Annotated in this window: 25 protein-coding genes; 17 read left to right on the plus strand and 8 right to left on the minus strand. The window is 71.6% G+C overall.

Annotated features, from left to right (window positions below):
- The first annotated feature begins 84 nt into the window (after positions 1-84).
- Positions 85-1593 (plus strand): FAD-binding oxidoreductase, encoded by a 1509-nt coding sequence (locus tag ACFV0T_RS07120; protein ID WP_385775340.1) that lies wholly within the window; start codon positions 85-87, stop codon positions 1591-1593.
- A gap of 85 nt (positions 1594-1678) precedes the next feature.
- On the opposite strand, the gene ACFV0T_RS07125 is transcribed toward ACFV0T_RS07120, so the two are convergent.
- Positions 1679-2113 carry an ArsI/CadI family heavy metal resistance metalloenzyme gene (locus ACFV0T_RS07125; protein WP_385775342.1) on the minus strand — a complete coding sequence of 145 codons (435 nt, stop codon included), beginning with the start codon at positions 2111-2113 and terminating at the stop codon, positions 1679-1681.
- 77 nt (positions 2114-2190) lie between these two features.
- Between ACFV0T_RS07125 and ACFV0T_RS07130 the strand changes: the two genes are divergently transcribed.
- The 12 genes from ACFV0T_RS07130 to ACFV0T_RS07185 all read left to right on the plus strand — a co-directional run bounded on the left by ACFV0T_RS07130 (position 2191) and on the right by ACFV0T_RS07185 (position 15406).
- Positions 2191-2571, plus strand: a complete 381-nt coding sequence (locus ACFV0T_RS07130; protein ID WP_385775344.1) for an ArsR/SmtB family transcription factor — start codon at positions 2191-2193, stop codon at positions 2569-2571.
- Positions 2568-3311, plus strand: a complete 744-nt coding sequence (locus ACFV0T_RS07135; protein ID WP_385775346.1) for an aquaporin — start codon at positions 2568-2570, stop codon at positions 3309-3311. Before ACFV0T_RS07130 ends, ACFV0T_RS07135 begins: the two co-directional genes overlap by 4 nt.
- 27 nt (positions 3312-3338) lie before the next feature.
- Positions 3339-3755, plus strand: coding sequence for an arsenate reductase ArsC (locus ACFV0T_RS07140; RefSeq protein WP_385775348.1), 417 nt, complete (start codon positions 3339-3341; stop codon positions 3753-3755).
- A gap of 335 nt (positions 3756-4090) precedes the next feature.
- Positions 4091-4777: a TNT domain-containing protein gene (locus tag ACFV0T_RS07145; RefSeq protein WP_385775349.1), complete on the plus strand. Its 687-nt coding sequence runs from the start codon at positions 4091-4093 to the stop codon at positions 4775-4777.
- A gap of 71 nt (positions 4778-4848) precedes the next feature.
- On the plus strand, positions 4849-5202 hold the full coding sequence (locus ACFV0T_RS07150) for a hypothetical protein (RefSeq protein ID WP_385775351.1): 354 nt from the start codon (positions 4849-4851) through the stop codon (positions 5200-5202).
- 101 nt (positions 5203-5303) lie between these two features.
- Entirely contained in the window at positions 5304-6212 is a 909-nt protein-coding gene (locus ACFV0T_RS07155) for a DUF2797 domain-containing protein (RefSeq protein WP_385775353.1), read from the plus strand.
- Between the two features lie 128 nt (positions 6213-6340).
- Entirely contained in the window at positions 6341-7078 is a 738-nt protein-coding gene (locus ACFV0T_RS07160; RefSeq protein WP_385775355.1) for a response regulator transcription factor, read from the plus strand.
- A gap of 177 nt (positions 7079-7255) precedes the next feature.
- Positions 7256-8920: a sensor histidine kinase gene (locus tag ACFV0T_RS07165; RefSeq protein ID WP_385775357.1), complete on the plus strand. Its 1665-nt coding sequence runs from the start codon at positions 7256-7258 to the stop codon at positions 8918-8920.
- Between the two features lie 14 nt (positions 8921-8934).
- A complete protein-coding gene (locus tag ACFV0T_RS07170; protein ID WP_385775359.1) occupies positions 8935-10431 on the plus strand; it encodes a glycosyltransferase in 1497 nt (498 codons plus the stop codon).
- On the plus strand, positions 10428-12680 hold the full coding sequence (locus ACFV0T_RS07175) for an ArnT family glycosyltransferase (RefSeq protein ID WP_385775361.1): 2253 nt from the start codon (positions 10428-10430) through the stop codon (positions 12678-12680). Before ACFV0T_RS07170 ends, ACFV0T_RS07175 begins: the two co-directional genes overlap by 4 nt.
- A gap of 187 nt (positions 12681-12867) precedes the next feature.
- Entirely contained in the window at positions 12868-14361 is a 1494-nt protein-coding gene (locus ACFV0T_RS07180; RefSeq protein WP_385775363.1) for an MFS transporter, read from the plus strand.
- A gap of 253 nt (positions 14362-14614) precedes the next feature.
- Positions 14615-15406 carry a TetR/AcrR family transcriptional regulator gene (locus ACFV0T_RS07185; RefSeq protein WP_385775365.1) on the plus strand — a complete coding sequence of 264 codons (792 nt, stop codon included), beginning with the start codon at positions 14615-14617 and terminating at the stop codon, positions 15404-15406.
- Positions 15407-15453: 47 nt separating this feature from the next.
- Here the strand turns inward: ACFV0T_RS07185 and ACFV0T_RS07190 are convergent, their stop codons facing one another.
- Positions 15454-15924, minus strand: coding sequence for a PPOX class F420-dependent oxidoreductase (locus ACFV0T_RS07190; protein WP_385775367.1), 471 nt, complete (start codon positions 15922-15924; stop codon positions 15454-15456).
- A gap of 9 nt (positions 15925-15933) precedes the next feature.
- Positions 15934-16365: an STAS domain-containing protein gene (locus tag ACFV0T_RS07195; RefSeq protein ID WP_385775369.1), complete on the minus strand. Its 432-nt coding sequence runs from the start codon at positions 16363-16365 to the stop codon at positions 15934-15936.
- Positions 16366-16507: 142 nt separating this feature from the next.
- Here ACFV0T_RS07195 and ACFV0T_RS07200 point away from each other — a divergent pair, with 142 nt between their 5' ends.
- The 3 genes from ACFV0T_RS07200 to ACFV0T_RS07210 all read left to right on the plus strand — a co-directional run bounded on the left by ACFV0T_RS07200 (position 16508) and on the right by ACFV0T_RS07210 (position 18451).
- Entirely contained in the window at positions 16508-17230 is a 723-nt protein-coding gene (locus ACFV0T_RS07200) for a GAF and ANTAR domain-containing protein (protein ID WP_385775371.1), read from the plus strand.
- Between the two features lie 79 nt (positions 17231-17309).
- Positions 17310-18011, plus strand: coding sequence for a GAF and ANTAR domain-containing protein (locus ACFV0T_RS07205; protein WP_385775374.1), 702 nt, complete (start codon positions 17310-17312; stop codon positions 18009-18011).
- Between the two features lie 44 nt (positions 18012-18055).
- On the plus strand, positions 18056-18451 hold the full coding sequence (locus ACFV0T_RS07210) for a hypothetical protein (protein ID WP_385775376.1): 396 nt from the start codon (positions 18056-18058) through the stop codon (positions 18449-18451).
- A 41-nt stretch (positions 18452-18492) separates the two neighbouring features.
- Here ACFV0T_RS07210 and ACFV0T_RS07215 read toward each other — a convergent pair whose 3' ends face one another.
- The 3 genes from ACFV0T_RS07215 to ACFV0T_RS07225 form a co-directional block, all read right to left on the minus strand.
- Positions 18493-19314, minus strand: a complete 822-nt coding sequence (locus ACFV0T_RS07215) for a YceI family protein (protein WP_385775378.1) — start codon at positions 19312-19314, stop codon at positions 18493-18495.
- 107 nt (positions 19315-19421) lie between these two features.
- Entirely contained in the window at positions 19422-21950 is a 2529-nt protein-coding gene (locus ACFV0T_RS07220) for an MFS transporter (protein WP_385775380.1), read from the minus strand.
- A gap of 13 nt (positions 21951-21963) precedes the next feature.
- Positions 21964-22455 carry a MarR family winged helix-turn-helix transcriptional regulator gene (locus tag ACFV0T_RS07225; protein WP_385775382.1) on the minus strand — a complete coding sequence of 164 codons (492 nt, stop codon included), beginning with the start codon at positions 22453-22455 and terminating at the stop codon, positions 21964-21966.
- 204 nt (positions 22456-22659) lie between these two features.
- Here ACFV0T_RS07225 and ACFV0T_RS07230 point away from each other — a divergent pair, with 204 nt between their 5' ends.
- A complete protein-coding gene (locus ACFV0T_RS07230) occupies positions 22660-22863 on the plus strand; it encodes a hypothetical protein (RefSeq protein WP_385775383.1) in 204 nt (67 codons plus the stop codon).
- Between the two features lie 33 nt (positions 22864-22896).
- Here ACFV0T_RS07230 and ACFV0T_RS07235 read toward each other — a convergent pair whose 3' ends face one another.
- Positions 22897-23682 (minus strand): hypothetical protein, encoded by a 786-nt coding sequence (locus tag ACFV0T_RS07235; protein WP_385775384.1) that lies wholly within the window; start codon positions 23680-23682, stop codon positions 22897-22899.
- A 64-nt stretch (positions 23683-23746) separates the two neighbouring features.
- The gene (locus ACFV0T_RS07240) at positions 23747-24649 is read right to left on the minus strand and encodes an RNA polymerase sigma factor SigF (RefSeq protein ID WP_385775385.1); all 903 of its coding nucleotides are present in this window, start codon (positions 24647-24649) and stop codon (positions 23747-23749) included.
- Between the last annotated feature and the right edge of the window lie 197 nt (positions 24650-24846).

Genomic DNA, 24846 nt, shown 5'->3' on the forward strand with positions numbered 1-24846 from the left:
GATCATCCTTGCTACCGTCCACTTCGCCCAAATGCCCCATAAAGGACCGACTCGCGCGTGCTGGCGGTCGAGAGGACACGGACCATGAACGACTTTTCCCGTCGCCGACTGCTCAAGACTTCGGCGGTCGCCGGTGCCGGAGCGGTCGTCGTGCCGGGCGTCGCGGCTGCCGCTGCCCCCGGTGCGAGCGCCGAGACGGAGGCTTCCGTGAGCGAGGCGTACGGGGCGCGGTGCGCGCCTGCGAAGCTGACCGGCCGAATCGTCCGGCCCCACGATCCCGGGTACACGGACGCGCGCCTCGGCTGGGATCAGCTCTTCTCGCACTATCCGCTGGTGATCGTCTTCGCTCAGAACACCCAGGACGTGGTCAACGCTCTGACGTGGGCGCGGCAGAACGATGTCGCGCTGCGGATCCGCAGCGGCCGGCACAGCCTTGAGGGCTGGTCGAACGTCGACAGTGGTCTCGTGATCGACATCAGCGAGCTGAAGTCGGTTCACATCGACAGCGCCGCTCGTGTCGCGACGGTCGGCTCCGGGCTCAACCAGCTGGAAGCGGTGACCACACTCGCGAAGCGGAACTTCGCGGTGACGACGGGCACCGAGGGCACCGTGGGTCTGGCCGGCGCCACGCTCGGCGGCGGCTTCGGCTTTCTGACCCGCTGGCTCGGCATGGCCTGCGACAGCCTGATCGGTGCCGAGGTCGTCGTCGCCGAAGGCGCCGAGTGCGCCAAGGTGGTCAAGGCCGACCTGAACCACAACGCGGACCTGCTGTGGGCGCTGCGAGGCGCGGGCAACGGCAACTTCGGGATTGTCACCTCGCTCACCTACAAACTGGCCCCGCTGAAGAGCGTGACCTATCTCCAGGCCACGTGGGACGGGATCGGCGACCTGCGCAGGGTCTTCGACGCCTGGCAGCGCACCGCGCTGGACGCCGATGACCGCCTCGGCACCCAGCTCGAGATCCACCGCAATCAGACCCTGCTGTTCGCGGTCCTCGCGGAGGGAACCCCCGCGGAGGCCGAGAGGCTGCTGGCCCCGATCCTGTCGGTCGGCAGCCCGCAGGTGTCGTCGCAGGTCGGCAACTGGGGCGAGGTCTATGCGGGATTCCAGATCCCGACCGAGAACGAACCCGCGAACTGGAAGTTCTACTCGCAGTTCACCAGGAAACGGTTCCCGGCCAAGGCGATCGACGTGATCTCCTCGTTCATGCGGGACGCGCCCACGGACGACAGCAACTTCTTCACCCAGGCGTTCGGCGGGGCGGTCAGAAGGAGCCCCCGCGGCGGCACGGCGTTCCCGCACCGCGACGCGCTCTTCTACTCCGAGCCCGGCGCCGGCTGGGGGACTCGTTCCGATCAGCCGGGCATCTGCGACCCGCTCACCCCTCAGGCCCAGGCCTGGATCGCCGAGTTCAGCCAGGCCCTGCGCCCCTACGTCGACGGCGCCTACGTCAACGTGCCGAACGTCGGCATGCAGGACTGGGAGCACGCCTACTGGAGGGACAACTTCGACCGCCTGCGCAAGATCAAGGCGAAGTACGACCCGCACAACGTCTTCCAGTACGACCAGAGCGTCCCGCCCGCGTCCTGCTGACCCGAGCGCGGCTGAGCCCCCCTCCCGGCCGGTGAGGGGGCTCAGCTGTGCCCATCCGTCCCGGACCTTTCGCGGGACGGCCTTCTCAGCCCGGGATGCCGGCGCAGCAGCCGTCGCCGGTGGTGTCGGGGCCGGCGTGCTTGCTGAAGGTGTCAGCGTCGGCCTTGACCACGTACACCTCCCACGGCTCCTGGCCGGGGCCGTGCACCCACACCTTGTCCTGAAGGGCGTAGCAGCAGGAGGTGCCGGTCTCCGCGGAGGTGGCCAGGCCGGCGTCGCTGAGTCGGGTGGTGGCGGCGGCGACCTGGCCGGTGGACTCGACCTCTACGCCGAGGTGGTCGAGGCGGGTTTCCTCGCCTGGCTCGCCTTCGATCAGAACGAGCTTGAGCGGGGGCTCGGCGATGGCGAAGTTGGCGTATCCCTCGCGACGCTTGGCCGGTTCGGTGTCGAAGAGCTTCGAGTAGAAGGTGATCGACGCTTCGAGGTCGCTGACGCGCAGGGCGAGCTGGGCACGGGCCATGACGGCTCCCATCCGCTTGCATTGATGTCTGTCGATGCAAGGTTGCGCCTTGGATCGAAGGCCGTCAATATAGACGCATGTCGAAGCAAGAGCTTGTGGTGCTCGGACGGAGCGACGAGGACGGCGCGTGCTGCTCGGGGCTGGTGACCGCACCGCTGGACGAGGACCAGGCGGCGGAGCTGGCGAAGCTGTTCAAGGCGCTGGGGGACCCGGTGCGCCTGCGCCTGCTGTCGATGATCGCCTCACGGCAGGGCGGGGAGGTCTGCGTGTGTGACCTGACCCCGGCGTTCGACCTGTCCCAGCCGACGATCTCGCATCACCTCAAGCTGCTGCGCCAGACAGGTCTCATCGACTGCGAGCGGCGCGGCACGTGGGTCTACTACTGGGCGCTGCCCGCCACCCTCGACCGGCTCGCCGCCTTCCTCAAGACGTCGCGGACGGCCGAGGCGACCGCGTGACCGCCTCGCTGGGACGTCGGGCCCTCGCCGAAGCCGTGGGGTCGGCCGCCCTGGTCGCGGTGGTGGTCGGCTCCGGCATCCAGGCCACGCAGCTGACCCACGACGTCGGCCTGCGACTGCTGGCCGACTCCCTGGCCACCGCGTTCGGCCTGGGTGTCCTCATCACGCTGTTCGGGCCCGTCTCCGGCGCGCACTTCAACCCCGTCGTCACGCTCGCGGCCTGGTTCACCGGCCGCCGCACCCCCGAGGGGCCGCCCCTGCGGGACGCGCTCGCGTACGTCTTCGCGCAGACGGCCGGGGCGATCGGCGGCGCCGTCCTGGCCGACGCCATGTTCGCCGAGCCCCTGGTGCGGTGGTCAACCCATGACCGCTACGCCGGCCACCTGTGGCTCGGCGAACTGGTCGCGACCGCCGGACTCGTCCTGCTGGTCTTCGGGCTCGCGCGCACCCGCCGTGCCCATCTCGGCGCCGTCGCCGTGGCCTCCTACATCGGTGCGGCGTACTGGTTCACGTCCTCCACGTCGTTCGCCAATCCGGCCGTCACCGTCGGCCGGGCCTTCACCGACACGTTCGCCGGTATCGCGCCCGCCTCGGTCGGTCCGTTCATCGCGGCACAGACGGCCGGTGCCGTACTCGGCCTGTGCCTTGCGGCCGCCACGTTCAAGCGCTCCGTACCGATGCCGACCGGCACCGTCCCCCTCCGGAGCGGACCCGAACTCTCCACGCCCTCCAGCCCCTGATCAGCCACGCCCAGGAAGACACCCACCATGACCACTCCTGCCGAGCGGCCGTCCGTCCTGTTCGTCTGCGTCCACAACGCCGGGCGCTCCCAGATGGCCGCCGCGTTCCTCACCCACCTGGCGGGCGACCGCGTCCACGTGCGTTCCGCCGGCTCCGCCCCCGCCGACACCGTCAACCCTGCCGTGGCCGAGGCCATGGCGGAGTCGGGCGTCGACATCTCGGCCGAGGTCCCCAAGGTGCTCACCGTGGAGGCGGTCAAGGCGTCGGACGTCGTGATCACGATGGGCTGCGGCGACACCTGCCCCGTCTTCCCCGGCAGGCGCTACCTCGACTGGGAGCTCCCCGACCCGGCCGGGCAGGGAGTCGAAGCCGTGCGCCCGATCCGCGACGAGATCGAGAAGCGCGTCCGCGACCTGATCGCCGAGATCGCACCGGCGGGCTGAGTGCGAGTGCGGCTGACGGGATCCGCGTCGCAGCGCCGGGTGCCGAGCAAGCCGAACAGGCCCTGACGCTCTGTCAACTCGGCGTCGACGAGGGCAACGCGACCTTCGTGACCGCTGCGACCACCGCGGAAACCTGGCCGCGTAGGTCCTTTCTTCGGCTGACCGGGCAAGTCTGCTCATCTGTCCGGGTGACTGACCGCGACGCCTGCGCCGTCCGTGCGTGTGCCGTGGGTGAACGTATGCCTGTCACACGATGAGGCCGGCGGTCGGTCACCGCGACCGGCTGCCCGCCCCCGGGCGGCGCCGGGCTGGCGTCGGAAGAGAAGGGACACCGGATGCGCGTACTGCGCGCCTTCGTGGGGAGCGCCATCGCGTCGCTCCTCCTGCTGATCGGCATCTCACCGGCCACGGCCTACGCCGACGGCACCCCTACGGGGTACGGAGCCCACTGTCCGACCCAGAACCGCGACCGCGGGAACAACTCCGCGCCGACGACGGAACTCGACCGTTACTACCTCGGCGACTGGCGGCTGGGACCGAAGCCCCTTCCTCAGACGGGTGCCCTCGGCGCGATGCTGAAGGGCTACCACCGCGCGGGCGGCACATCCCCCTACTGGTTCCTCGGGTGTTACTGGCAGACGGATCCCAAGACGGGGAAGTCGGGCTGGTGGTACCCCGACCACAACGGCTTCGTGTTGAAGGACGGCAAGCCGGTCGAGCATTCGCAGACGCTGCGCAAGGGCCAGCTGGTCGACCTCTTCGGCAGCGGTTTCGGCAACTTCCTCGCCCCCGCGGGCACGCCGTACGCCAAGCGCGCGATCCCGCCGAGCAACCTCGACACCTACGTCACGGCCTTTCCGTACAGCTACCACCTCTACCGGGTCCTCGAGCCGATCACCGTCCAGGCCGGCCCGATCAGGCCCTGGTTCGGCCAGCCCGGCCTCGGCCTCCAGTACGTGACGGACACGTCGATCGCCACGCTCGTCGGCTCGCAGAAGCTGGAAGAAGTGAATGTAACCTGACGAACCAGCCTCGGGTGGCCTCGGAGCCACCCGGTCGGGGGCCCTCCGAGGCAGGCGACGGGACGGACCTGATGGACATCGCGGAACTCGTCGAAAGACTTCGCGAGGCGGACGTCCCGGAGGCGTTCTACGACATCCCCGGTGTCCACGAGGTGTCCGTCGAACCGGACGCCTACTACTTTCTGCGCCGTGAGGCCGACGCCTGGACCGTAGGAGTGCGCCAGCGCTCCCAGGACAGCGCCATCCGGAGTTTCGCCACCGAGGCCGAGGCCTGCGCGTACCTCTACGACGCGCTCATCCGATCGGTCTCACGCCCTTCGGGGGCGGCGCAGCCTCTGGACGAGCTCCTCGCGAACGCCGAGGAGATCCAGCGGCAGGCGTGGGCCGATTTCCATCGTCACGACGGGGCGGCCGGCGACGGCTGAGACCTGAGCCCGTCCTTCCTCCGATGGGCGAACCGGCGATGCCCGACCGCCACTCCGAGGGAGGCGGGCGTTGTCAGTGGCTGCCTCTACGCTCGACGGTGATGGCACAGGCATGGAAGTGCTCGGGACTGCGGTGGTCGGCGGATGGTCCCGTGCTGATGTGGGACGGCGGGCGGGGCAGCGCGCTGTCGTGGGGGAAGCAGGTGGCCTTCGGGGTCGCCGACGGGGCCGTGCGTACCTGTGTCGGGGCGCGGGGTCATCCGTGTGCGGCGCGGACGGGGGTGTCCGGCCGGAGCACGGGTGCCCGGTGCGAGGAGTGTGCGCGGCTGGACCGGGCGCACTCCGTGGCCGCCGACACCCTCGCCGATGATCCCCGGCCCTACCACGTGTATCTGGCGTGGTTCGGGCCCGGCATGGTCAAGGTCGGGATCACGAGGCTCGAGCGGGGGCCGGCCCGGCTGCTGGAGCAGGGGGCCGTCTGTTTCAGCTGGCTCGGTGCCGGGCCGTTGATGGCGGCTCGGCGGGCCGAGGAGTTGCTGCGGGCCGCGCTCCGGGTGCCCGACCGGATTCCGTACGCCGACAAGCGCGCGGTGCGGTCCGCGCTGCCCGCTGAGCAGGACGAGCGGGCGGCCGAGATCGCGGCGCTGCACGCGCGGGCGGTGTCGCTCGACGGCTGGCCCGAGTCGCTGATCCGCGAACCCTTCCGGCCCGTGGATCACGTCCGGGTGTTCGGGCTCGCCGGGCTGCCCGCCGCCGTCGGCGAGGTGAGGGAGCTGGTCGCCGGGGGTGCGGTGAGAGGTGAACTGGTGGCTGCGGCCGGGCCCGACCTCCATCTGGTGAGCGGGGGTGGCGAGGGGGCGGTCGTGGTGCTCGACACGCGGCTGATGACCGGGTGGGAGCTTGTCCCGGCCGGTCCGCTGATCCCGGCGGAGGGGCGCGCCGTACGCGGGATAGACGTTCCCGTAAGGGAGTTCACACGGGAGTCGGACGTTCAGGAGGGGCTCTTCTGAATCCCGCCCGATCCCGGCGCCTGGCAAGGAATCGCCCAGGGCTTCCCTGAGAGGCGCCTGTGCGTTTCTCAGGGAAATCACAGATTGGTGAAAGCGGGCTCTCAGAGGACCCCGACATGGTCTCCACCATGACCACGACCTCGCCCCAGGGGCGCACCGAACTGCTGAGGCCGGACGGGAGCCCCGTCCGAGTCCTGGTGGTGGACGACGAGTTGTCGATCACCGAACTGCTGTCCATGGCCCTCCGTTACGAGGGATGGCAGATCCGCAGCGCGGGTGACGGGACGGGGGCGATCCAGACCGCTCGCGAGTTCCGGCCCGACGCCGTCGTCCTGGACATGATGCTGCCCGACATGGACGGGCTGGCCGTCCTGGGCCGGCTGCGCCGCGAACTGCCCGATGTGCCGGTGCTCTTCCTGACCGCCAAGGACGCGGTGGAGGACCGGATCGCCGGGCTCACCGCCGGCGGCGACGACTACGTGACCAAGCCGTTCAGCCTCGAAGAGGTCGTGGCGCGGCTGCGCGGACTGATCCGCCGTTCCGGCGCGGCCGACCGGCGCTCCGAATCGGTCCTCGTCGTCGGCGACCTCACCCTCGACGAGGACAGCCACGAGGTGTCGCGGGCCGGAGACGGCATCCACCTGACCGCCACCGAGTTCGAGCTGCTGCGCTTCCTCATGCGCAACCCCCGGCGGGTGCTCAGCAAGGCGCAGATCCTGGACCGCGTGTGGTCGTACGACTTCGGTGGTCAGGCCAACGTGGTCGAGCTGTACATCTCGTACCTGCGGCGCAAGATCGACGCCGGCCGGGAGCCGATGATCCACACCCGGCGCGGAGCCGGTTACCTGATCAAGCCGGCCGGCTGAGGCCGGGAGCCCGGTGGGGCCGTCGGTCCTCGTACCCGCCGCCCGAGTCGTGGACGGAGCGTCCCCAGGTCGCTCGCCCGTGTCGTGGTGGAGCGTCACCCGTAGCTCCTCCACCTGGTCGTGAGCCCGGCGCAACGACCCCGAGACCCTTGCGGACGCTTCGGTGAAGGCAGTGCGATGAGCAGGCAGAGACAGCGGCAGAAGCAGAAGCAGAAGCCGCGGCAGAAGCGGCAGCGGCCTCCGCGGACCCTGCGGTCGCGACTGGTGGTCTCCGCCGTCGCGCTGATCGCCGTCGTGTGCGCGGTGATCGCCACGGTGACGACGCTGGCGCTGCGTTCGCATCTGTACGACCAGCTGGACGGCAAGCTGCACGACACCGCCATGCGCGTGGCGGGCGGGCGCATGCCGTCGGGCGGCAGCACCCCGGGCGACCCCGGCGGTCCGGCCGGGGCGGTCTCGGACGTCGGGGTCCCGGGAGGCGACAAGGTCGAGAACTTCGCCAAGCAGGGCCCCACCCAGCCCGAGACCATAGCCGCCTACGTGGAGAACGGTTCGATCACCACCGCGGTCATCGCCAAGCAGAAGAACGACAGCAGCGGTGTCTACAAGGAGATGAGCGCCGTCGCTCTCAAGGCGGCGCAGAGGACCGCACTGGCCTCGGTGCCGAGGGACGGCAGAGCACACTCCGTGGACCTCCCCGGTCTCGGGGACTACCGCGTCGAATACATCACCGCCAGGAGCGGCGGCGACTCGTACTACGTCGCTCTGCCGACCACCGACGTCAGCAACACCGTCAACACCCTCGTCCTGGTCGAGGTGAGCATCACCGCCGCCGGTCTCGTCGCCGCCGGCATCGCCGGGTACGTGCTGGTCGGCGTCGCCACCCGCCCCCTGCGCAAGGTCGCCGCCACCGCCACCCGGGTCTCCGAACTCCCCCTGCACACCGGCGAGGTGAACCTCAGCGAGCGGGTATCCGAGTCCGAGACCGACCCGCACACCGAGGTCGGACAGGTCGGCGCCGCGCTCAACCGGATGCTGAACCACGTCCACGGAGCCCTGCACGCCCGCCAGCAGAGCGAGACGCGGGTACGGCAGTTCGTCGCGGACGCCAGCCACGAGCTGCGCACCCCCCTCGCCTCCATCCGCGGCTACGCCGAGCTCACCCGGCGCGGCCGGGAGCAGGTCGGACCCGACACCCGGCACGCGCTGGGGCGTATCGAATCAGAGGCCGGGCGGATGACGCTGCTCGTCGAGGACCTGCTGCTGCTCGCCCGCCTCGACGCGGGCCGGCCGCTCCGGTTCGAGCAGACCGACCTCGTACCGCTCGTGGTCGACACCATCAGCGACGCCCGTGCCGCGGGCCGGGACCACGTCTGGCGGCTGGAGCTGCCCGACGAGCCCGCCCCGGTGTCCGCCGACGCGGCCCGGTTGCAGCAGGTGCTGGTCAACCTGCTGGCGAACGCGCGCACCCACACCCCGCCCGGTACGACCGTCACCGCACGGGTGCAGCGGCGCGGACCGTGGCTGTGCGTGGACGTCCAGGACAACGGCCAGGGCATCCCGCCGGACCTGCTCCCACACGTCTTCGAACGCTTCGCGCGCGGTGACTCCGCGCGTTCCCGCGCCACCGGGTCGACCGGTCTGGGCCTGGCCATCGTGCAGGCCGTCGCGACCGCGCACGGCGGTGCCGTGACCGTCGACAGCGTGCCCGGGCGGACGGTGTTCACCGTGCGTCTGCCCGCTCTCGGACCGGCGGTCCCAGCGCCGGCACCCGAAACGAACCGGCGACTCGGCTCACAGGTGCAGCACAGTGCCACCACATGGGTGCGACAGGGCACTTGAGAAAAGTCGGTGTCATGCGAACCGACTCTTCTCCCGGCAACCTGCCGGCGCGGGAGCACCTCCCGGCCGCGGCAGCCGGTGCGCCTGTCCTGGACGTAGTGATCCCCGTCCACAACGAGGAGAAGGACCTCCAGCCGTGCGTCGTCAGACTGCACGACCACCTCGAGCGGACCTTCCCGTACCCCTTCCGCATCACCATCGCGGACAACGCGTCGACGGACACGACCCCGCGGGTGTCCCGGCGGCTGGAGGCTCAGCTCGCCGGGGTGAGGGTCTGCCGGCTGGAGCAGAAGGGCCGCGGCCGTGCGCTGCGGACCGTCTGGTCGGCCTCGGAGGCGCCGATCCTCGCCTACATGGACGTGGACCTGTCCACCGACCTCAACGCGCTGCTGCCGCTGGTGGCCCCGCTGATCTCGGGCCACTCGGACCTCGCGATCGGATCGCGGCTCGCCCGCAGTTCGCGGGTGGTGCGCGGCGCCAAGCGCGAGTTCATCAGCCGCTCCTACAACCTGATCCTGCGCGGCTCGCTGCAAGCCCGCTTCTCGGACGCGCAGTGCGGCTTCAAGGCGATCCGCCGTGATGTCGCCCAGGTGCTGCTGCCGCTGGTGGAGGACACCGGCTGGTTCTTCGACACCGAGATGCTGGTGCTCGCCGAGCGCGCGGGACTGCGTATCCACGAGGTACCCGTCGACTGGGTCGACGACCCCGACTCCACGGTGCACATCGTGCGGACGGCGACCGAGGACCTGAAGGGGGTGTGGCGGGTGGGCAGGGCCCTGACCACCGGTTCGCTGTCCCTGGACCGGCTCGCCCGTCCGTTCGGCGACGACCCGCGCGACCGTGACATCCAGGACGTGCCCAAGGGGCTGGCCCGACAGCTCGTCGGGTTCTGTGTCGTCGGCGGTCTGTCGACCCTCTTCTACCTCGTGCTCTACAGCGTTTTCCGCGGCTTCGGCGGCTCGCAGATCGCCAACGCGCTCGCGCTGCTGGTCTCGGCGGTCGCCAACACCGCCGCCAACCGGCGGCTGACCTTCGGGGTCCGGGGCCGTGGCGGTGCCGTCCGGCACCAGGCGCAGGGGCTGGTCGTCTTCGGCATCGGCCTCGCGCTGACCAGCGGTTCGCTGGCCGCCCTGAACGCGGCGACCGCCGGCCCCGCGCACTCCACCGAGCTCGCGGTGCTGATCGCCGCCAACCTCGCGGCGACCGTGCTGCGCTTCCTGCTCTTCCGCGCCTGGGTGTTCCCGGACCGGCGTGAGGCCGACGGCCACTCGACCGTGGTCGCCTCCCGCACCCCGTCCTCGCCGACCCGCCCGACGGCGGGGTTGCCGGCGCAGTCCGGGGACCCGTACGCCCCGCTGCCGCAGCGCCCGGCGGCGCGGCAGCCGTACGCCGCCGCACACGACACGACCCGGTTCCGCGCCGGTGAAGCCGCGGACGGCACCTGGCGGGACGCGACCGTGCGGCTCCAGCCGGTGCGCCCCTACGACACCGACCCGGGGGACTCACGATGACCACCCAGTACCACCGGACGATCGACCAGGGGGGTGCGCCCGCCACCTGGGGGCCGCCTTCGACCGCGGCGCCCTCGACCGCCGCGTCCCGGGAACAGGCCGCCGTGCGGGCGCCCGTCCCCGAGGCCGGCGAACCGCGGCAGCCCCTCCTACGGAGACTGTGGCGCGGCCGCCCCGAGGACCCCCGCTGGGCGCGCCCGGCCTTCCTCGGCCTGCTGCTGGCGACCGGTCTGCTCTACCTGTACAACCTGAGCGCCTCCGGCTACGCCAACTCCTTCTACTCCGCGGCCGTCCAGGCCGGCAGCAAGAGCTGGAAGGCGTTCTTCTTCGGCTCGCTGGACGCGGGCAACGCCATCACCGTCGACAAGCCCCCGGCCGCCCTGTGGCCGATGGAGCTGGCGGTGCGGGTCTTCGGACTCGGCTCGTGGGCGATCCTCGTCCCCGAGGTGCTGATGGGCGTCGCCACCGTCGCCGTCGTGTACGCGGGGGTGCGCCGCCGGTTCAGCGCCGCGTCCGGTCTGATCGCGGGCGCGGTGCTCGCGCTCACCCCCGTCGCGGCGCTGATGTTCCGGTTCGACAACCCGGACGCGATGCTGGCGCTGCTGATGGCCGTCGCCTGCTACCTCGTGGTCCGCGCCCTGGAGGACGGCCGGACGAAGTGGCTGCTGTGGGCCGGCGCGGCGATCGGCTTCGCCTTCCTCGCCAAGACCCTCCAGGCCTTCCTGAACCTGCCGCCGCTGGCGATCGTGTACGGGGTCTGCGCGCCGGTGAGGCCGCGCAGGCGGCTGGGACAGCTGGCGCTGGCGACCCTGGCGCTCATCGTCTCGGGCGGCTGGTGGGTCGCGATCGTCGAGCTGTGGCCGGCGTCCTCCCGCCCCTACATCGGCGGTTCGCAGAACAACAGCTTCCTCGAACTGACCTTCGGCTACAACGGCCTCGGCCGGCTCAGCGGCGACGAGACCGGCAGTGTCGGTGTCGGTGGCGGTGGCGGTGGCGCGGGCGGCACCGGTCAGTGGGGTGAGACCGGCTGGGACCGGATGTTCAACTCCGAGATCGGCGGCCAGATCTCCTGGCTGCTGCCGGCCGCGCTGGTCCTGCTGGTCGCGGGCCTGGTGGCCACGCGCAGGCACTCGCGGACGTCGGTGACCCGTGGCGCGTTCCTGGTCTGGGGTGGCTCGCTGTTGATGACCATGGTCGTCTTCAGCTACATGGCGGGCATCTTCCACCAGTACTACACGGTGGCCCTGGCCCCGTACATGGCGGCCGTGATCGGCATGGGCGCGGGCGTCCTGTGGGAGAAGCGCGCCGAGATCCTTGCGTCGATCGGCCTCGCGGCCTCGGCCGTGGCAGTCGCGGTGTGGAGCTACGTCCTGCTCGACCGCACCGCGGACTACCTGCCGTGGCTGAAGTGGCTGGTCCTGGTCGGCGGCCTGGCCGGCGCGCTCGGCCTGGTCTTCGCGGGCCGGGTGAACCGGCGGCTCGCCCTCGCCGCGGTGGCGGTGAGTGTCGTGGCGGCGCTGGCCGGTCCCACGGCCTACACCCTCAGCACGCTCCAGGAAGGCCACACCGGCTCCATCGTCACCGCCGGTCCGGCGGGCGCGAGCATGTTGGGCGGCGGCGGAGGCGGAGGCCGGGGCGGCTTCGGCGGCAACGGCGGCGGCCCCGGTGGCGGCACCGGCGGCAACGCCCAGGGCCGGCCGGGCAACGGCACCGCCCAGAACGGCAACAGTTTCCCGGGCGGCGGCGCTGCCGGCGGCTTCCCCGGCGGCGGCAACGCCCGGGGACAGCAGGGCGACGGCACGACCCGGAACGGCACCGGCTTCCCCGGCGGCGGGACGGGCGAAGGCGGCGGCATGGGCGGTGGCGGTGGTGTCGGCGGCCTGCTGAACGGCGCGAGCGTCAGCTCCGAGGCCGAGAAGCTGCTGGAGACCGACTCCGGCGAGTACACCTGGGTGGCCGCGGCCATCGGCGCCCAGAACGCGGCGAGCTACCAGCTCTCCACCGGTGAGGCCGTGATGGCCATCGGCGGCTTCAACGGCACCGACCCGTCCCCGACGCCGGCGCAGTTCAAGAAGTACGTGAGGGACGGAAAGGTCCACTACTTCATCTCCAGCGGCTCGGGCGGCGGCATGGGCGGAAGCAGCAGCGGCACCTCCGCGCAGATCACTTCGTGGGTCGAGAGCAACTTCAAGAAGGTCACGGTCGGTTCGGCCACCTTCTACGACCTGACACAGGCGACGAACAGCTGACACCCGGCCCGCAGGCCGGGGGCCGAGGGCCGTGACGGCGGAGGGCGGAGGAGTGCAGGGGCGGTGGCTCACGGCCACCGCCCTTCCCCGCGTCCGCGCCCCCCACCTCTGTCCCCGTCCCCATCTCCCACCCCGTCCACCCATACCCCGTTGTACACCGTACGAGGGCTGTTCTACGGTGTACAACATGCCCCCTTCCGCCCCCGCGCCCGCTGCCCACGGCCACCCCCAGCGCTGGCTGATCCTCGGTGTCATCTGCCTGGCGCAGCTCACCGTGCTGCTCGACAACACGGTGCTGAACGTCGCCATCCCCTCGCTCACCCGTGAGCTGGGCGCGGCCACCTCCGACATCCAGTGGATGATCAACGCCTACTCGCTCGTGCAGTCCGGTCTGCTGCTCACCGCGGGCAGCGCCGCCGACCGCTACGGCCGCAAGAAACTGCTCATCGCGGGCCTGGCCCTGTTCGGCGTCGGCTCGCTGGTGGCCGGGCTCGCCGACTCCAGCGGCCAGCTGATCGCCGCGCGGGCCGGCATGGGCGTCGGCGGCGCGCTCCTGCTGACCACCACCCTGGCCGTGGTGATGCAGATCTTCACGCCCGAGGAGCACGCCAAGGCGATCGGCGTCTGGGCCGCTGTCAACGCCCTCGGCTTCGCGATCGGTCCGCTCGTCGGCGGCTTCGTGCTGAACCACTTCTGGTGGGGCGCGATCTTCCTGATCAACCTGCCGGTCGCGGCGCTGGGCCTGGCCGCGGTGGTGGCCCTGGTCCCCGAGTCCAAGAGCCCCCGGGGCGACCGCCCGGACCTGCTCGGCGCGCTGCTGTCCACGATCGGCATGGCCTCGCTGGTGTTCGCGATCATCTCCGGTCCCGTGCACGGCTGGACGTCGGCGCGGGTGCTGGTGAGCGCGGCCGTCGCGGTGGTCGTCCTCGCCCTGTTCGCGCACTGGGAGAGCCGCGTCCCGTATCCGATGCTCGACCTGCACTTCTTCCGCGACCGCCGCTTCACGGGCGCGGTCGCCGGCGCAGTCCTGATCACCTTCGGCATGGGCGGCGCGCTGTTCCTGCTCACCCAGCACCTCCAGTACGTGCTCGGTTACGGCCCCCTGGAGGCGGGCCTGCGCACGGCGCCGCTCGCGCTGTCCGTCGTGGTGCTGAACTTCTCGGGTCTGTCGGCGAGGTGGACGACGAGGCTCGGCACGCCGGTGGCGATCGCGCTGGGCATGACGCTGATGTCCGGCGGCCTGGTGTCGATCGCCACGCTCGCGGACCGCGGCTACGGGGGTACGCTGCTGGGTCTGTTGCTCATCGGCGCGGGCTGCGCGGTCGCCAACCCCGCGATGGCGCACGCCATCATGGGCGCGATCCCGCCGGAGAAGGCCGGGGTGGGCGCCGGAATCAACGGCACGCTCGCGGAGTTCGGCAACGGGCTGGGCGTCGCCGTCCTGGGCGCGGTGCTCAACTCGCGGTTCGCCGCGCTGATCCCGGTGACGGCGAGTTCGCTGCCCGCGGCGCTGGCGTCGGCCGACGGGGAGCGGGAACGCGTCCGTGTCACCGACGCGTTCTCCTCCGGGCTGGCCACCAGCCAGTTGGTGGGCGCGGTGGCCGTGCTGCTCGGCGGGTTCCTGGCGGCGGCGTTGCTGCACAGGGCGCAGCGGGCAGACTCGGAGGTGGCGGTGGCCTAGGCCCAGGGCCCAGGTTCGGGAGCCCGGCCGGTGCGGCTTGCAGCTAGTGCCGCAGCGGGCGACGTTCGCCCCGTCGCGACGCCCGGCACGCCCTCTCGCCGCTCCGGCCGAAAGCCCACGTACGTCCAGTACGAGGACTTCCGGCCGGCCCGCCGGGAGCACGCACCGGACGCCGCTCCTTCACGGGCGAACGTTGCCTGCCACGGCACTAGCATCGTGACCGGGGCCGCGGGAGTGTCGAGGAAGGTACGCCATGGTGAAGGCGGTGAAGGCGGTGACAGCGGGTAGGGCGGCCGAACGGGCCGCGCGGACCAGCGTGTGGCTGGCGGGCAAGGCGCGTCGCGGCGGGCGCGGCGGCGGGCAGCCGTCGGGTCTCGACCGGGACCGCATCACCGAGGCCACGGTCCGGCTCCTGGACGCCGAGGGGCTGGCCGGGTTCTCCATGCGCCGGCTGGCCGCCGAGCTGAACGTGACCGCGATGTCCGTCTACTGGTACGTCGACACCAAGGACGACCTTCTCGAGCTCGCTCTGGACCAGGCTTTCGGCGAGCTGCGCCTGCCCGATCCGGACGCGGCGGACGCAGCGGGCTGGCGCGACCAACTGCGCACGCTGGCCACGGAGTACCGGGCGCTGCTGGTGCGCCACCCCTGGCTGTCGCCGCTCGCCGGGCGGTACCTCAACATCGGCCCCAACTCGCTGGCCTTCTCCCGGCTGGTGCAGCACGTCATCCGCCGCACGGGCCTGCCCGCGCACGGCGTCACGGGCGCCATCTCCGCCGTCTTCCAGTTCGTCTACGGCTACGGCACCATCGAGGGCCACTTCCTCGCCCGGGTCGCGGACGCCGGGGTGAGCCCGGACGACTACTTCCAGCAGGCCATGAGCGCCGTGAACGAGTCCCCGGGCACCGCCGAGGTCATCCAGGAGTCGAAGGACATCATGGCGGCCCGCGGTGGTGACACGGTCGGGGAGATGATGGACCGGGACTTCACCTTCGCCCTGGACCTGCTGGTGGCGGGCATCGAGGCGATGGTGGAACGCGGCTGAGGCGCGCTGTCGGGCGCGCCCGCTCTCCCGCGCGCTCCCCGGCCGCCCTACTCCCCGGCCACCAGACGCGCCGGGAACCCGCCGGTCGCCACCGGGCCCCAGCGTTCGGGCGTGACCCGGATGACCGACTTGCCCTGCTTGACCATGGCCGCCCGGTACTCGTCCCAGTCGGGGTGCTCGCCGGCGATGTTGCGGTAGTACTCGACCAGCGGCTCCACGGAGTCCGGGATGTCGACGACCTCGGCCGTGCCGTCGACCTGGACCCAGGGGCCGTTCCAGTCGTCGCTGAGCACGATGACGCTGACCCGGGGATCCCGCTTGGCGTTGCGGGTCTTGGCCCGCTCCGGGTACGTGGAGACCACGATCCGGCCCGAGTCGTCGACCCCACAGGTCAGCGGCGACCCCTGGGGGCTGCCGTCGGCCCGCCGGGTCAGCAGGACGGCGCGGTGGCGGGGACGTACGAAGTCCAGCAACTCTTCCAGTGCCACGGGCGTGTTGGTAGCGATGTTCGGTGCCATGGGATCAGCCTAGGCCGACAGGGCCTCGGGTACGTCGTCGTACACGGGCACGTCCCGTCGTACGCCGGTCAGGTCCAGGACGCGGCGGGGCACCCCGTGGGGTGACGCGGCGACCCGCAGCGGGGTGCCGCCCAGCAGACGGCGTACGTCGTCGACGAGGCGGGCTCCCTGGGAGTCCATGAAGCGGGTCCCGGTGAGATCCAGGACCAGCATCGCCAATCGGCCGCCGCGGGCGTGCACGGCGGCGGTGACGGCGGCGAGCAGTGGCGCGGTGTTCGAGAGATCTATCTCCGGGGGCAGAGTGAACAGGGTGCAGCCGGGAAGGTCGCGCACCCCGCAGGACGTCGGGAGGAAGGTCACGGCACTCACCTGGCAGAGGGCGTACTCGTCCGGGGACCGGGAGGCCACTTCCTGACCTGTCGTCCATTCCATCATGCCCATGGCCGACTGGGTAAGGCGTTCGAACGGTCCGTCAGTCGGGCGTCACTTCCACGCAACGGAGCAGATAAAGTGCTCTCCGTCCTTTGCTCGCAGTCGGGAATGTGCTGCGGAGCTCTCCTGCGCATGGCCGGGTCGGCCGTGCATGCCGAAGAGGTTCGTGGTGACTGCGTCCGAGTTTCCTGATTTGCCCCGCTTTCCGGTCGGTTTCGAGCTGGCCGAAGCCCTGACGGTGGCGGCTCAGCAACTGCACGACACGGTCACCCCGCACAGCACCCTGCGCACCGCGGTCCGCCTGGCCGTGCACATCCTGCCCGGCGCCGAACACGCCGGGATCTCCGTCCTCGACCGCGCCGAGCACCGCCGTACGGTCGCCTGGTCGGACGAGGTGGTCCGGGCCGCCGAGTCCCCGAACGGGATCCGTGCCGCGCGCCCGTACTGGGACCAGCTCTGGCAGGCGCCGGTCGTACGGCTCGACGACAGCGAGTCCGAGGGGGGCGACGCCGATCTGGCCGACCTCGGACTGCGCTCGGTGCTCGCGCTGCGGCTGCGCGCCGACGGCCGGCGCCTGACCGTGCTCACGGCGTACGCCCGCAAGCCACGGGCCTTCGACGAGGCCGCCACCCGCATCGGGCGGCTGTTCACCGCGCATGTCGGCCTGGCGCTCGAATCGGCGACCGTGCGCGAGCAGCTCACCGAGGCCATGCGCACCCGGGACCTGATCGGCCAGGCCACCGGCATCCTCATGGAGCGGCTGAACATCGACGCGGCGCAGGCCTTCGACAGCCTGGTGCGGGCCTCGCAGCGGGAGAACACCAAGCTGCGCGACCTGGCCCGCCGGATCGTGGACGCGAACAAGCAGGCGTGACGGCGGGACGCCGACAGGCCCGGGTGAGGGCGGGCCCGGGCCAGGCGTGAACGGCGTGGGCCGGGATATCCGTACGTCCATGAGCCCTCAGACGCCCGACACGCTGGAGATGGCGATCGTGCGCAGCAGCGGACTCGACACGCTGCTGCGCGACCTGACAGAGCGCGCGGTGCGGGCCGTACCCGGTGCCGCCGCGTGCAGCATCACGGTGCGCCGCGCCGACCGGCTGCTGACCCTGGCCGGCAGCCCCGGCCTGCCGAGCGGCCTCGACCAACGGCAGTACGAGAACGGCTCCGGCCCCTGCGTGCAGGCCGCGCGCACGGGCGTCGAGCAGTACGCCCCAGACCTGGCCGCCGAGACCCGCTGGCCCCGGTACGCGGCCTACGCGCTGACGGCGGGCGTCCACTGCGTCCTGGCCCTCCCGCTCGCCGTCGAGGGCGAACGGGACGCCGCGCTCAACTTCTACGGCCTCGAGGTGGGCGCGCTGGGCGAGTCCCGGGCGGCGGCCCGGGCCTTCGCCGACCGGACCGCCGACGCGATCAACCTCGCCCTGCGCGTCGAACACGAACGCAAGTCCGTCCCCGACGTCCGCACCGCGCTGCTCTCCCGCAGCGTCATCGACCAGGCGATCGGCATCCTCATGGCCGAGGAGCGCATCAACGCCAGCACCGCGCTGGAACGCCTGCGCCGCGTCTCCCAGAACGCCAACATCAAACTGCGCGACCTGTGCGCCGAGTTGGTGACGAGGACGACGTCCGAGGACCGGCGTCCACCCGGGTGAACGCGTCCCTCATGACCCGTCCCCGGCCGGGGAAGATGCTCCTGGTGACGAACAAGAGCCCCGACGACCTCGGCCCCGACGACCAGTGGCCGCTCCTGCCCGACTGGATGTGGGACTGCCGGGACTGCGTGCGCAAGTACGAGGCGATGAAGTACATCCAGGCCGAGATCGCGGGGCTGGTCGCCGAGGACCCCGGCGTGGACTGGGACTTCATGGACAACATCGTGGGGAGCCAGATCGCCCTCAGCCGCCACCTGGCCGACGCCCACCCCGAGCGGCTGCCCGGCTGGGACCCGGACTGCCGCACCTGCGCCGACCACCAGGACCGGCTGGCGAAGACGGACGAGTCCTCGGAGTTCCGGCTCGGCACCGTGATGGTGGCCGAGGAGCACCGCGCCCGGCACCTGTTCGTCCCGCCCCGCACGGTCGGCCTCATGTGAGACGCGTGCGGCACGCGGCCGGCGCCGGTCACCGGACGCGGCTACGCCTGCGGCAGCGACTCGCCCTGTACCGCCTGGATGTCCAGCTCGACCTTGAGGGTCGTGCCGATGGCCGCGATGCCCGCCTGCACGATCTGGTTGTAGTTCATGGCGAAGTCCTCGCGGTGCAGCTCCGTGGTCGCCCGGAAGGCGGCCCGGGTGCCGCCCCACGGGTCGGAGCCGGTGCCGAGATACGCGAGGTCCAGGTCGACGGGCCGGACCACCCCGTGCATCCCGAGCTCCCCGTGGACGGTCCAGCGGTCGGAGCCCGCCACCGTCAGAGCGGTGGAGCGGTAGGTGATCTCGGGATAGGTCTCGACGTCCAGGAAGTCCGCGGAACGCAGGTGCGTGTCGCGCGTGCCGTTGCCGGTGTCGATGGACGCGGCCCGGATGACCGCCTGGACACGGGACTTGGTGACGTCGTCGGGGGCGATCTCCACCAGGCCCGCGAACTCCGTGAACCGGCCGTGCACGCTGGAGATGCCCAGGTGCTGGGCGACCGCGCCCACCGTCGAGTGCGCCGGGTCGACGGTCCACGGACCCGGCGGCGGCAGCTCCGTGCCGCCCTGCCGGGCCAGCGTCACCGTCCCGACCTCGGCCCGGCCGCTCGCGGTGACGATCGCGCTCGAGGCGGCCGGCGCGTATCCGACGGCCGTGACGATCACCGTGTACGCCCCCGGCGCCAGCGCGTTCGCGTCCCGCACCGCGCCCTCCGCGTCCGCCTCGGCCCGCAGCACCTGCGTGCCCGTCATGTCGGTCACCGTGACGACCGCGTGCGACACGGCCCATCCGTCCCTGGTGCGGATCCTCGCGGTCAGTCCCATCCCGTTTTCTCCCTGCAAAGCATCAGAAATTGGTCGTCAAGAGACCGGCCCGCGGCGGGGCGCGCCTCCGCTCGGAGCACGCCGCCCGCCGCGGGCCGGGGGGGTGACTACTCGCCGGGGTGGGCGAGTGCGATGTCGTGGCCGTCGACGCCGGGTCCGGTGACCGTCAGGGCGGTGGCCACCGGCGGGTAGCCCGTCGCGATGACGGTGTAGTCGCCGCCGTTGAGGTCGGTGAAGGCGTACGCCCCGTCCGTCCCCGTGGTGGCCGTGCCGACCACGTTGCCCGCCGCGTCCACCAGCGTCACGCGGGCGTCGGCCAGCGGACCGTGCGGGGCGCGTACGACGCCCTGGAGCTGGGCGCCCGAGTCGAGGTCGACCTCGATCCGGGTGACGCCGGTGCCGCCCACCTCGACGGGCAGCGCGCGCGGGCGGTAGCCGACGGCGTTGACCGCGAGGGTCACCACGCCGGGCACCAGCTCGGCGAAGGAGAACTCGCCCTGCGCACCGGTGGCGGCGGTGGCCAGCAGGTCCCCGCGCACATCGGTGACGATCACCATCGCGTCCTTGACCGGCAGCGCGGTCTCGACGCTGCGGACCACACCGGTCAGGCCGCTGGTGCCGTTGAGCAGGATGTCGTACGCCAGCGGCTCCTCGTTCACCACGATCGTGGAGGCCTGCGGCTGGTGGCCGTCGGCGGAGGCGATCAGGACGTACGTGCCCGTGCCGGGCGCGTCCACCCCGTAGGAGCCGTCGGCCTGCGCGACGGACCGGCCCAGCTGACGTCCGGCCAGCGAGATCAGCGTGACCGCGGCCTGCGGCACCGGGACGCTCTCGGCGCCGCGGACGTGCCCGCGGACCGGGATGCCGCCGGGGACGGACTCCCCGGGCGCCGCCACCGTGGCGACGGCGGCGAGGTGCTGGGTGCCCTCGAGACCGGACGCGAGGTCCGCGCCGGTGACCGGCGCGGCGACGGCAGGGCTCGGGGTCCGCTCCTCGGCGGCTGCCGCGGCGGCGACGGTGGGAACGCCCGCGTCGGCCTGATCGGCCTGGGCAGGCGCGGCCGAGGTGCGCAGCGGGACCTCCTTGATGAACAGCATGACGAGGAAGCCGACCAGCGCGGCCGCGGAGGCGATCAGGAAGACGTCCGCGATGCCGTGGCCGTAGGCGCTCTCCAGGAGGGTGCGCAGCGGGGCGGGCAGCGCGCCCAGGTCCGGGATGGTGCCGGTGCCGGAGCCGGCCGCGGCGGCCTGGTACTTGGGGTCGAGGGCGGTCAGGCCGTCCTTGACGTAGTGGGTGATCCGGTTGGACATGATCGCGCCCAGCGCGGAGACGCCGACCGCACCGCCGAGGGAGCGGAAGAACGTCACGGTGGAGCTGGCCGAGCCGAGGTCGGACGGCGCCACCTGGTTCTGCGTCGACAGCACCAGGTTCTGCATCGTCATACCGATGCCGAGGCCGAGCAGCGCCATGAAGATCGCGACGTGCCAGTAGGTCGTGTCGTAGCGGATGGTGCTCAGCAGGCCCAGGCCCGCGGTGATCAGGGCGCCGCCGCTGACCAGCCAGTACTTCCAGCGGCCGGTCTTGGTGATGACCTGGCCGGAGACCGTGGAGGCCACGAACAGGCCGCCGATCATCGGGATGGTCAAGACGCCCGACATGGTCGGGGACTCGCCACGGGCCAGCTGGAAGTACTGGCTGAAGAAGACCGTGCCGGTGAACATCGCGACGCCCACGAAGAGCGAGGCGACGGAGGACAGGGTGATGGTGCGGTTGCGGAACAGCCGCAGCGGGATGATCGGCTCGCTCGCCTTGGACTCGACGAGCACGAACAGCGCGCCGAGGACGACCGCGCCGCCGACCATCGCGGCGGTCTGCCACGACATCCAGTCGTACTTGTCACCGGCGAAGGTGACCCAGACCAGCAGCAGCGAGACCGCGGCCGAGATGAAGAACGCGCCGCCCCAGTCGACCTTCACGTCCCGCTTCACGACGGGCAGGTGCAGGGTCTTCTGGAGCACGATCAGCGCGAGGACCGCGAAGGGCACACCGACGTAGAAGCACCAGCGCCAGCCGAGCCACGAGGTGTCGGTGATGACGCCGCCGAGCAGCGGACCGCCGACGGTCGCGACGGCGAAGGTCGCGCCGAGGTAGCCGGAGTAGCGGCCACGCTCGCGCGGGGAGATCATCGCGGCCATGACGATCTGGGCGAGGGCGGACAGACCGCCGACGCCGACGCCCTGGACCACACGGCAGGCGATCAGCGTGCCGGCGTTCTGCGACAGACCCGCGGCGGCGGATCCCAGGACATAGATGACCAGGGCTATCTGTACGAGCGCCTTCTTGCTGTACAGGTCGGAGAGCTTGCCCCACAGGGGCGTGGTCGCGGTCATGGAGAGCAGCGCGGCCGTGACGACCCAGGTGTAGGCGGACTGGCCGCCGCCCAGGTCACCGATGATCTTGGGCAGAGCGTTGGAGACGATCGTCGACGACAGGATCGCGACGAACATACCGAGCAGGAGCCCGGAGAGCGCCTCCATGATCTGCCGGTGCGTCATCGGGGCGTCGGAGGAGCCGGAGGAGCCTCCCCCGTGCTTGGCGTGAGCTGCCCGCACACCGGCTGGTGTGGTCGTTGCCATGGGCTTCCTTCTCTTACGTGCTTGCGGGTGTACGGGTGGTCGTCCCGAGTACGGGAAGCGGCAGCCGGGGTGCGGCACGGCAGTCGCCGAAGCTGGCTCTGAGCCTGGTCATCAGCCCGATGAGCTGCTCGACCTCGTCGTCGGTCCAGTCGCTCAGCCGGTCGGCGAGCAGCTCGGTGGTCCGCTGGGACAGCTCGGCGAGCCGGTCCTGGCCGGTGGCCGTGAGATGCACGATGCGCGAGCGCTTGTCCGCCGGGTCGGGGGACCGTTCGATCCAACCCCGTTCGGCCACGTGTGCGACATGGCGGCTGGTGACCGACATGTCCACGGCGAGCAGCTCCGCGAGCTTGCTCATGCGCATGTCCCCGTGGCGGCCGAGCAGCGTCAGCACGGCCGCGGAACCGGCCGGGCAGTCGTGCGGCAGGATGCGCCCGAGGTCCCGTTTCACGGCCCCGACAGCACTGAGCTGACGTGCCAGCTCCTCGAACTGCGCCTGCTCGGCCATCACACCTCCCCTATTCGTTGCTTAGGGCAACCATAGAGAGGTTGGTTGCTACAGGCAAATAAAGCGGTAGGGGTGGGGACAAAAACTTGGCAAAGGCAAGTATTGCGAACGTAAATCCGCAGGTGGCTGTGCGTGGTACCGGTGGGTATCGGGAGCGAAGCCCCCACTTGGGCCCGGCCCCCGTATTCGCTAGTGTCCTGGCCCATGGCTAACACCCAGGGCCCCCAGGGCAACCACGACCCCGCCGGCAGCACCCAGATGTTCCGCGCGTTCGTCGACGAGGCCCCCCAGGGCCGACAGCAGCAGCAGCCGGCGGCCTCCACCGGCGGTCCCCGCATCGGCCTGATCGTGGGCGTCGTCGTCGCCGTGGCGATCGTCGCCGCGGTGGCCTGGCTGGCGCTCAAGTAGAGCGAACCGCTCACCCCGCAGGCTCGACTCCTCCTACGTCCACCGGACGGACACGTCCCGCGTCTCGACGTGCATCCCCAGCGGCACGCGCCACGCGTCGACGCACACCGTCCAGGTCCTCACTTCCCGTGCGCCGGCCCCGATCGGCGCGGGAAGCTCCACGGCCGACCCGACCGTCGCCCAGTCGACGCCGAGCGCGCCGATGACGTGCGTTCCGAAGGTCACCGTGCCCGAGCGCACCGCGGTTCCTCCGGTGTTGCGGAAAACGAGGGTCACCCTCTCGCACCACCGCTCGTCCGCCGCCTCCCGCGTCGGCGTGCCCACGCTCAGGGCGGCGGGCGTACCGGACGTCGTACGGGAGGGGGCCGGAGTGGGCGAGGACGGGCTCGCGCCGGTGCCCGGGCGGGCGGGCTGCGTGCCGCCGTGGGACGGGACGGCTCCCGCGCTCGTGGGGCGTGCCCCGGGGGCGGCCCCGCCGTCGGGATCCGTACCGGCTCCTGCACCGGCCTCGGCGTCGGCCCCCGCGCCGTCTCCTGAGCCGTCTCCTGGGCCCGGTGAGTGGCCCGTGCCGTTCGCGCGGGCGCTCGTGCGCTCGCCGGTGCCGTCGAGCGGGACCAGCGTCACCTCGCCCGTGGGCCCGGCTGCCGCGTCAGGGGCCCGGGACGGCCCGCCGGCCGCCCCGACCGCGACATAGCCGTCGTCGTCCCCGCCGCTCCCGCAGGCGCCCAGCACCCCGCCCAGACAGACGACGGCCGCCGACGCGCCCAGTACGGCGCCCCGGCGGCCATGTGTCCATGTCGCCCATGTCGCTCGAAGCATCGCGCCATGGTGGCTGACGCCTCGTCAAATAGGAACCCTCGTGACCCGCTCGGGCTCGGCGGGCTCAGTCCGAGATGAGGCCCTCGCGCAGCTGTGCCAGCGTCCGGGTGAGCAGCCGGGAGACGTGCATCTGGGAGATGCCGACCTCCTCGCCGATCTGCGACTGGGTCATGTTGGCGAAGAAGCGCAGCATGATGATGCGCCGCTCACGGGACGGGAGCTTGGCCAGCAGCGGCTTCAGGGACTCGCGGTACTCCACGCCCTCCAGGGCGCTGTCCTCGTAGCCGAGGCGGTCGGCCAGGGAGCCCTCGCCGCCGTCGTCCTCGGGGGCCGGTGAGTCCAGGGAGGACGCCGTGTACGCGTTGCCGACCGCGAGGCCGTCGACGACGTCCTCCTCCGAGACGCCCAGGACGGCGGCGAGTTCGGTCACGGTGGGGGAGCGGTCCAGCTTCTGGGAGAGCTCGTCGCTGGCCTTGGTGAGCGCCAGACGCAGCTCCTGGAGGCGGCGCGGCACACGCACCGACCACGAGGTGTCGCGGAAGAACCGCTTGATCTCGCCCACGACCGTCGGCATCGCGAAGGTCGGGAACTCCACCCCGCGCTCGCAGTCGAAGCGGTCGATCGCCTTGATCAGGCCGATCGTGCCGACCTGGACGATGTCCTCCATCGGCTCGTTGCGCGAGCGGAAGCGGGCGGCCGCGTAGCGCACCAGCGGGAGGTTGAGCTCGATCAGGGTGTCCCGGACGTACGCGCGTTCGGGGCTCTCCTCGTCGAGGGCGGCGAGCCGCAGGAACAGGGAGCGGGAGAGGGTGCGGGTGTCGATGGCTCCCGAGGCGGGGAGAGCCGGGGTCGGCGCTGCCTCGAGGGCCGAAACGTCGTCGAGCGCGTCGGGCACGACGGGCTCGACTGGCGCCTCAGCACTCTTCATGAGCGTGAGCACCTTCGAGCTGCCCTGGTCTGCGGACATGCCACCCCCTTTGGGTCGCGGGACGGTCGCGGCGGATGTTCCCGGCGAGGAACATCAGCCTTCACCTGAATACCGGAGCCGGAGCCGCGGCAAACGCTCTTCCCGCAGAATGTCACATGTCGGCAACACGCTGTAGTGACATGTCGACATGTGAGGAGCGGATCGGCCCTGCAGAGAAGGGGTCTGACGGTCCTTCA

It is taken from the genome of Streptomyces sp. NPDC059582 (assembly GCF_042735715.1).
In the GTDB taxonomy this organism is placed as follows: domain Bacteria; phylum Actinomycetota; class Actinomycetes; order Streptomycetales; family Streptomycetaceae; genus Streptomyces.

Bases quoted from the DNA above. Each gene is read 5' to 3' on its own strand.
- ACFV0T_RS07120 (WP_385775340.1), top strand. From the start codon at position 85: ATGAACGACTTTTCCCGTCGCCGACTGCTCAAGACTTCGGCGGTCGCC.
- ACFV0T_RS07125 (WP_385775342.1), bottom strand. From the start codon at position 2,113: ATGGCCCGTGCCCAGCTCGCCCTGCGCGTCAGCGACCTCGAAGCGTCG.
- ACFV0T_RS07130 (WP_385775344.1), top strand. From the start codon at position 2,191: ATGTCGAAGCAAGAGCTTGTGGTGCTCGGACGGAGCGACGAGGACGGC.
- ACFV0T_RS07140 (WP_385775348.1), top strand. From the start codon at position 3,339: ATGACCACTCCTGCCGAGCGGCCGTCCGTCCTGTTCGTCTGCGTCCAC.
- ACFV0T_RS07145 (WP_385775349.1), top strand. From the start codon at position 4,091: ATGCGCGTACTGCGCGCCTTCGTGGGGAGCGCCATCGCGTCGCTCCTC.
- ACFV0T_RS07150 (WP_385775351.1), top strand. From the start codon at position 4,849: ATGGACATCGCGGAACTCGTCGAAAGACTTCGCGAGGCGGACGTCCCG.
- ACFV0T_RS07155 (WP_385775353.1), top strand. From the start codon at position 5,304: ATGGCACAGGCATGGAAGTGCTCGGGACTGCGGTGGTCGGCGGATGGT.
- ACFV0T_RS07160 (WP_385775355.1), top strand. From the start codon at position 6,341: ATGACCACGACCTCGCCCCAGGGGCGCACCGAACTGCTGAGGCCGGAC.
- ACFV0T_RS07165 (WP_385775357.1), top strand. From the start codon at position 7,256: ATGAGCAGGCAGAGACAGCGGCAGAAGCAGAAGCAGAAGCCGCGGCAG.
- ACFV0T_RS07170 (WP_385775359.1), top strand. From the start codon at position 8,935: ATGCGAACCGACTCTTCTCCCGGCAACCTGCCGGCGCGGGAGCACCTC.
- ACFV0T_RS07175 (WP_385775361.1), top strand. From the start codon at position 10,428: ATGACCACCCAGTACCACCGGACGATCGACCAGGGGGGTGCGCCCGCC.
- ACFV0T_RS07180 (WP_385775363.1), top strand. From the start codon at position 12,868: ATGCCCCCTTCCGCCCCCGCGCCCGCTGCCCACGGCCACCCCCAGCGC.
- ACFV0T_RS07185 (WP_385775365.1), top strand. From the start codon at position 14,615: ATGGTGAAGGCGGTGAAGGCGGTGACAGCGGGTAGGGCGGCCGAACGG.
- ACFV0T_RS07190 (WP_385775367.1), bottom strand. From the start codon at position 15,924: ATGGCACCGAACATCGCTACCAACACGCCCGTGGCACTGGAAGAGTTG.
- ACFV0T_RS07195 (WP_385775369.1), bottom strand. From the start codon at position 16,365: ATGGGCATGATGGAATGGACGACAGGTCAGGAAGTGGCCTCCCGGTCC.
- ACFV0T_RS07200 (WP_385775371.1), top strand. From the start codon at position 16,508: ATGCCGAAGAGGTTCGTGGTGACTGCGTCCGAGTTTCCTGATTTGCCC.
- ACFV0T_RS07205 (WP_385775374.1), top strand. From the start codon at position 17,310: ATGAGCCCTCAGACGCCCGACACGCTGGAGATGGCGATCGTGCGCAGC.
- ACFV0T_RS07215 (WP_385775378.1), bottom strand. From the start codon at position 19,314: ATGGGACTGACCGCGAGGATCCGCACCAGGGACGGATGGGCCGTGTCG.
- ACFV0T_RS07220 (WP_385775380.1), bottom strand. From the start codon at position 21,950: ATGGCAACGACCACACCAGCCGGTGTGCGGGCAGCTCACGCCAAGCAC.
- ACFV0T_RS07225 (WP_385775382.1), bottom strand. From the start codon at position 22,455: ATGGCCGAGCAGGCGCAGTTCGAGGAGCTGGCACGTCAGCTCAGTGCT.
- ACFV0T_RS07230 (WP_385775383.1), top strand. From the start codon at position 22,660: ATGGCTAACACCCAGGGCCCCCAGGGCAACCACGACCCCGCCGGCAGC.
- ACFV0T_RS07235 (WP_385775384.1), bottom strand. From the start codon at position 23,682: ATGCTTCGAGCGACATGGGCGACATGGACACATGGCCGCCGGGGCGCC.
- ACFV0T_RS07240 (WP_385775385.1), bottom strand. From the start codon at position 24,649: ATGTCCGCAGACCAGGGCAGCTCGAAGGTGCTCACGCTCATGAAGAGT.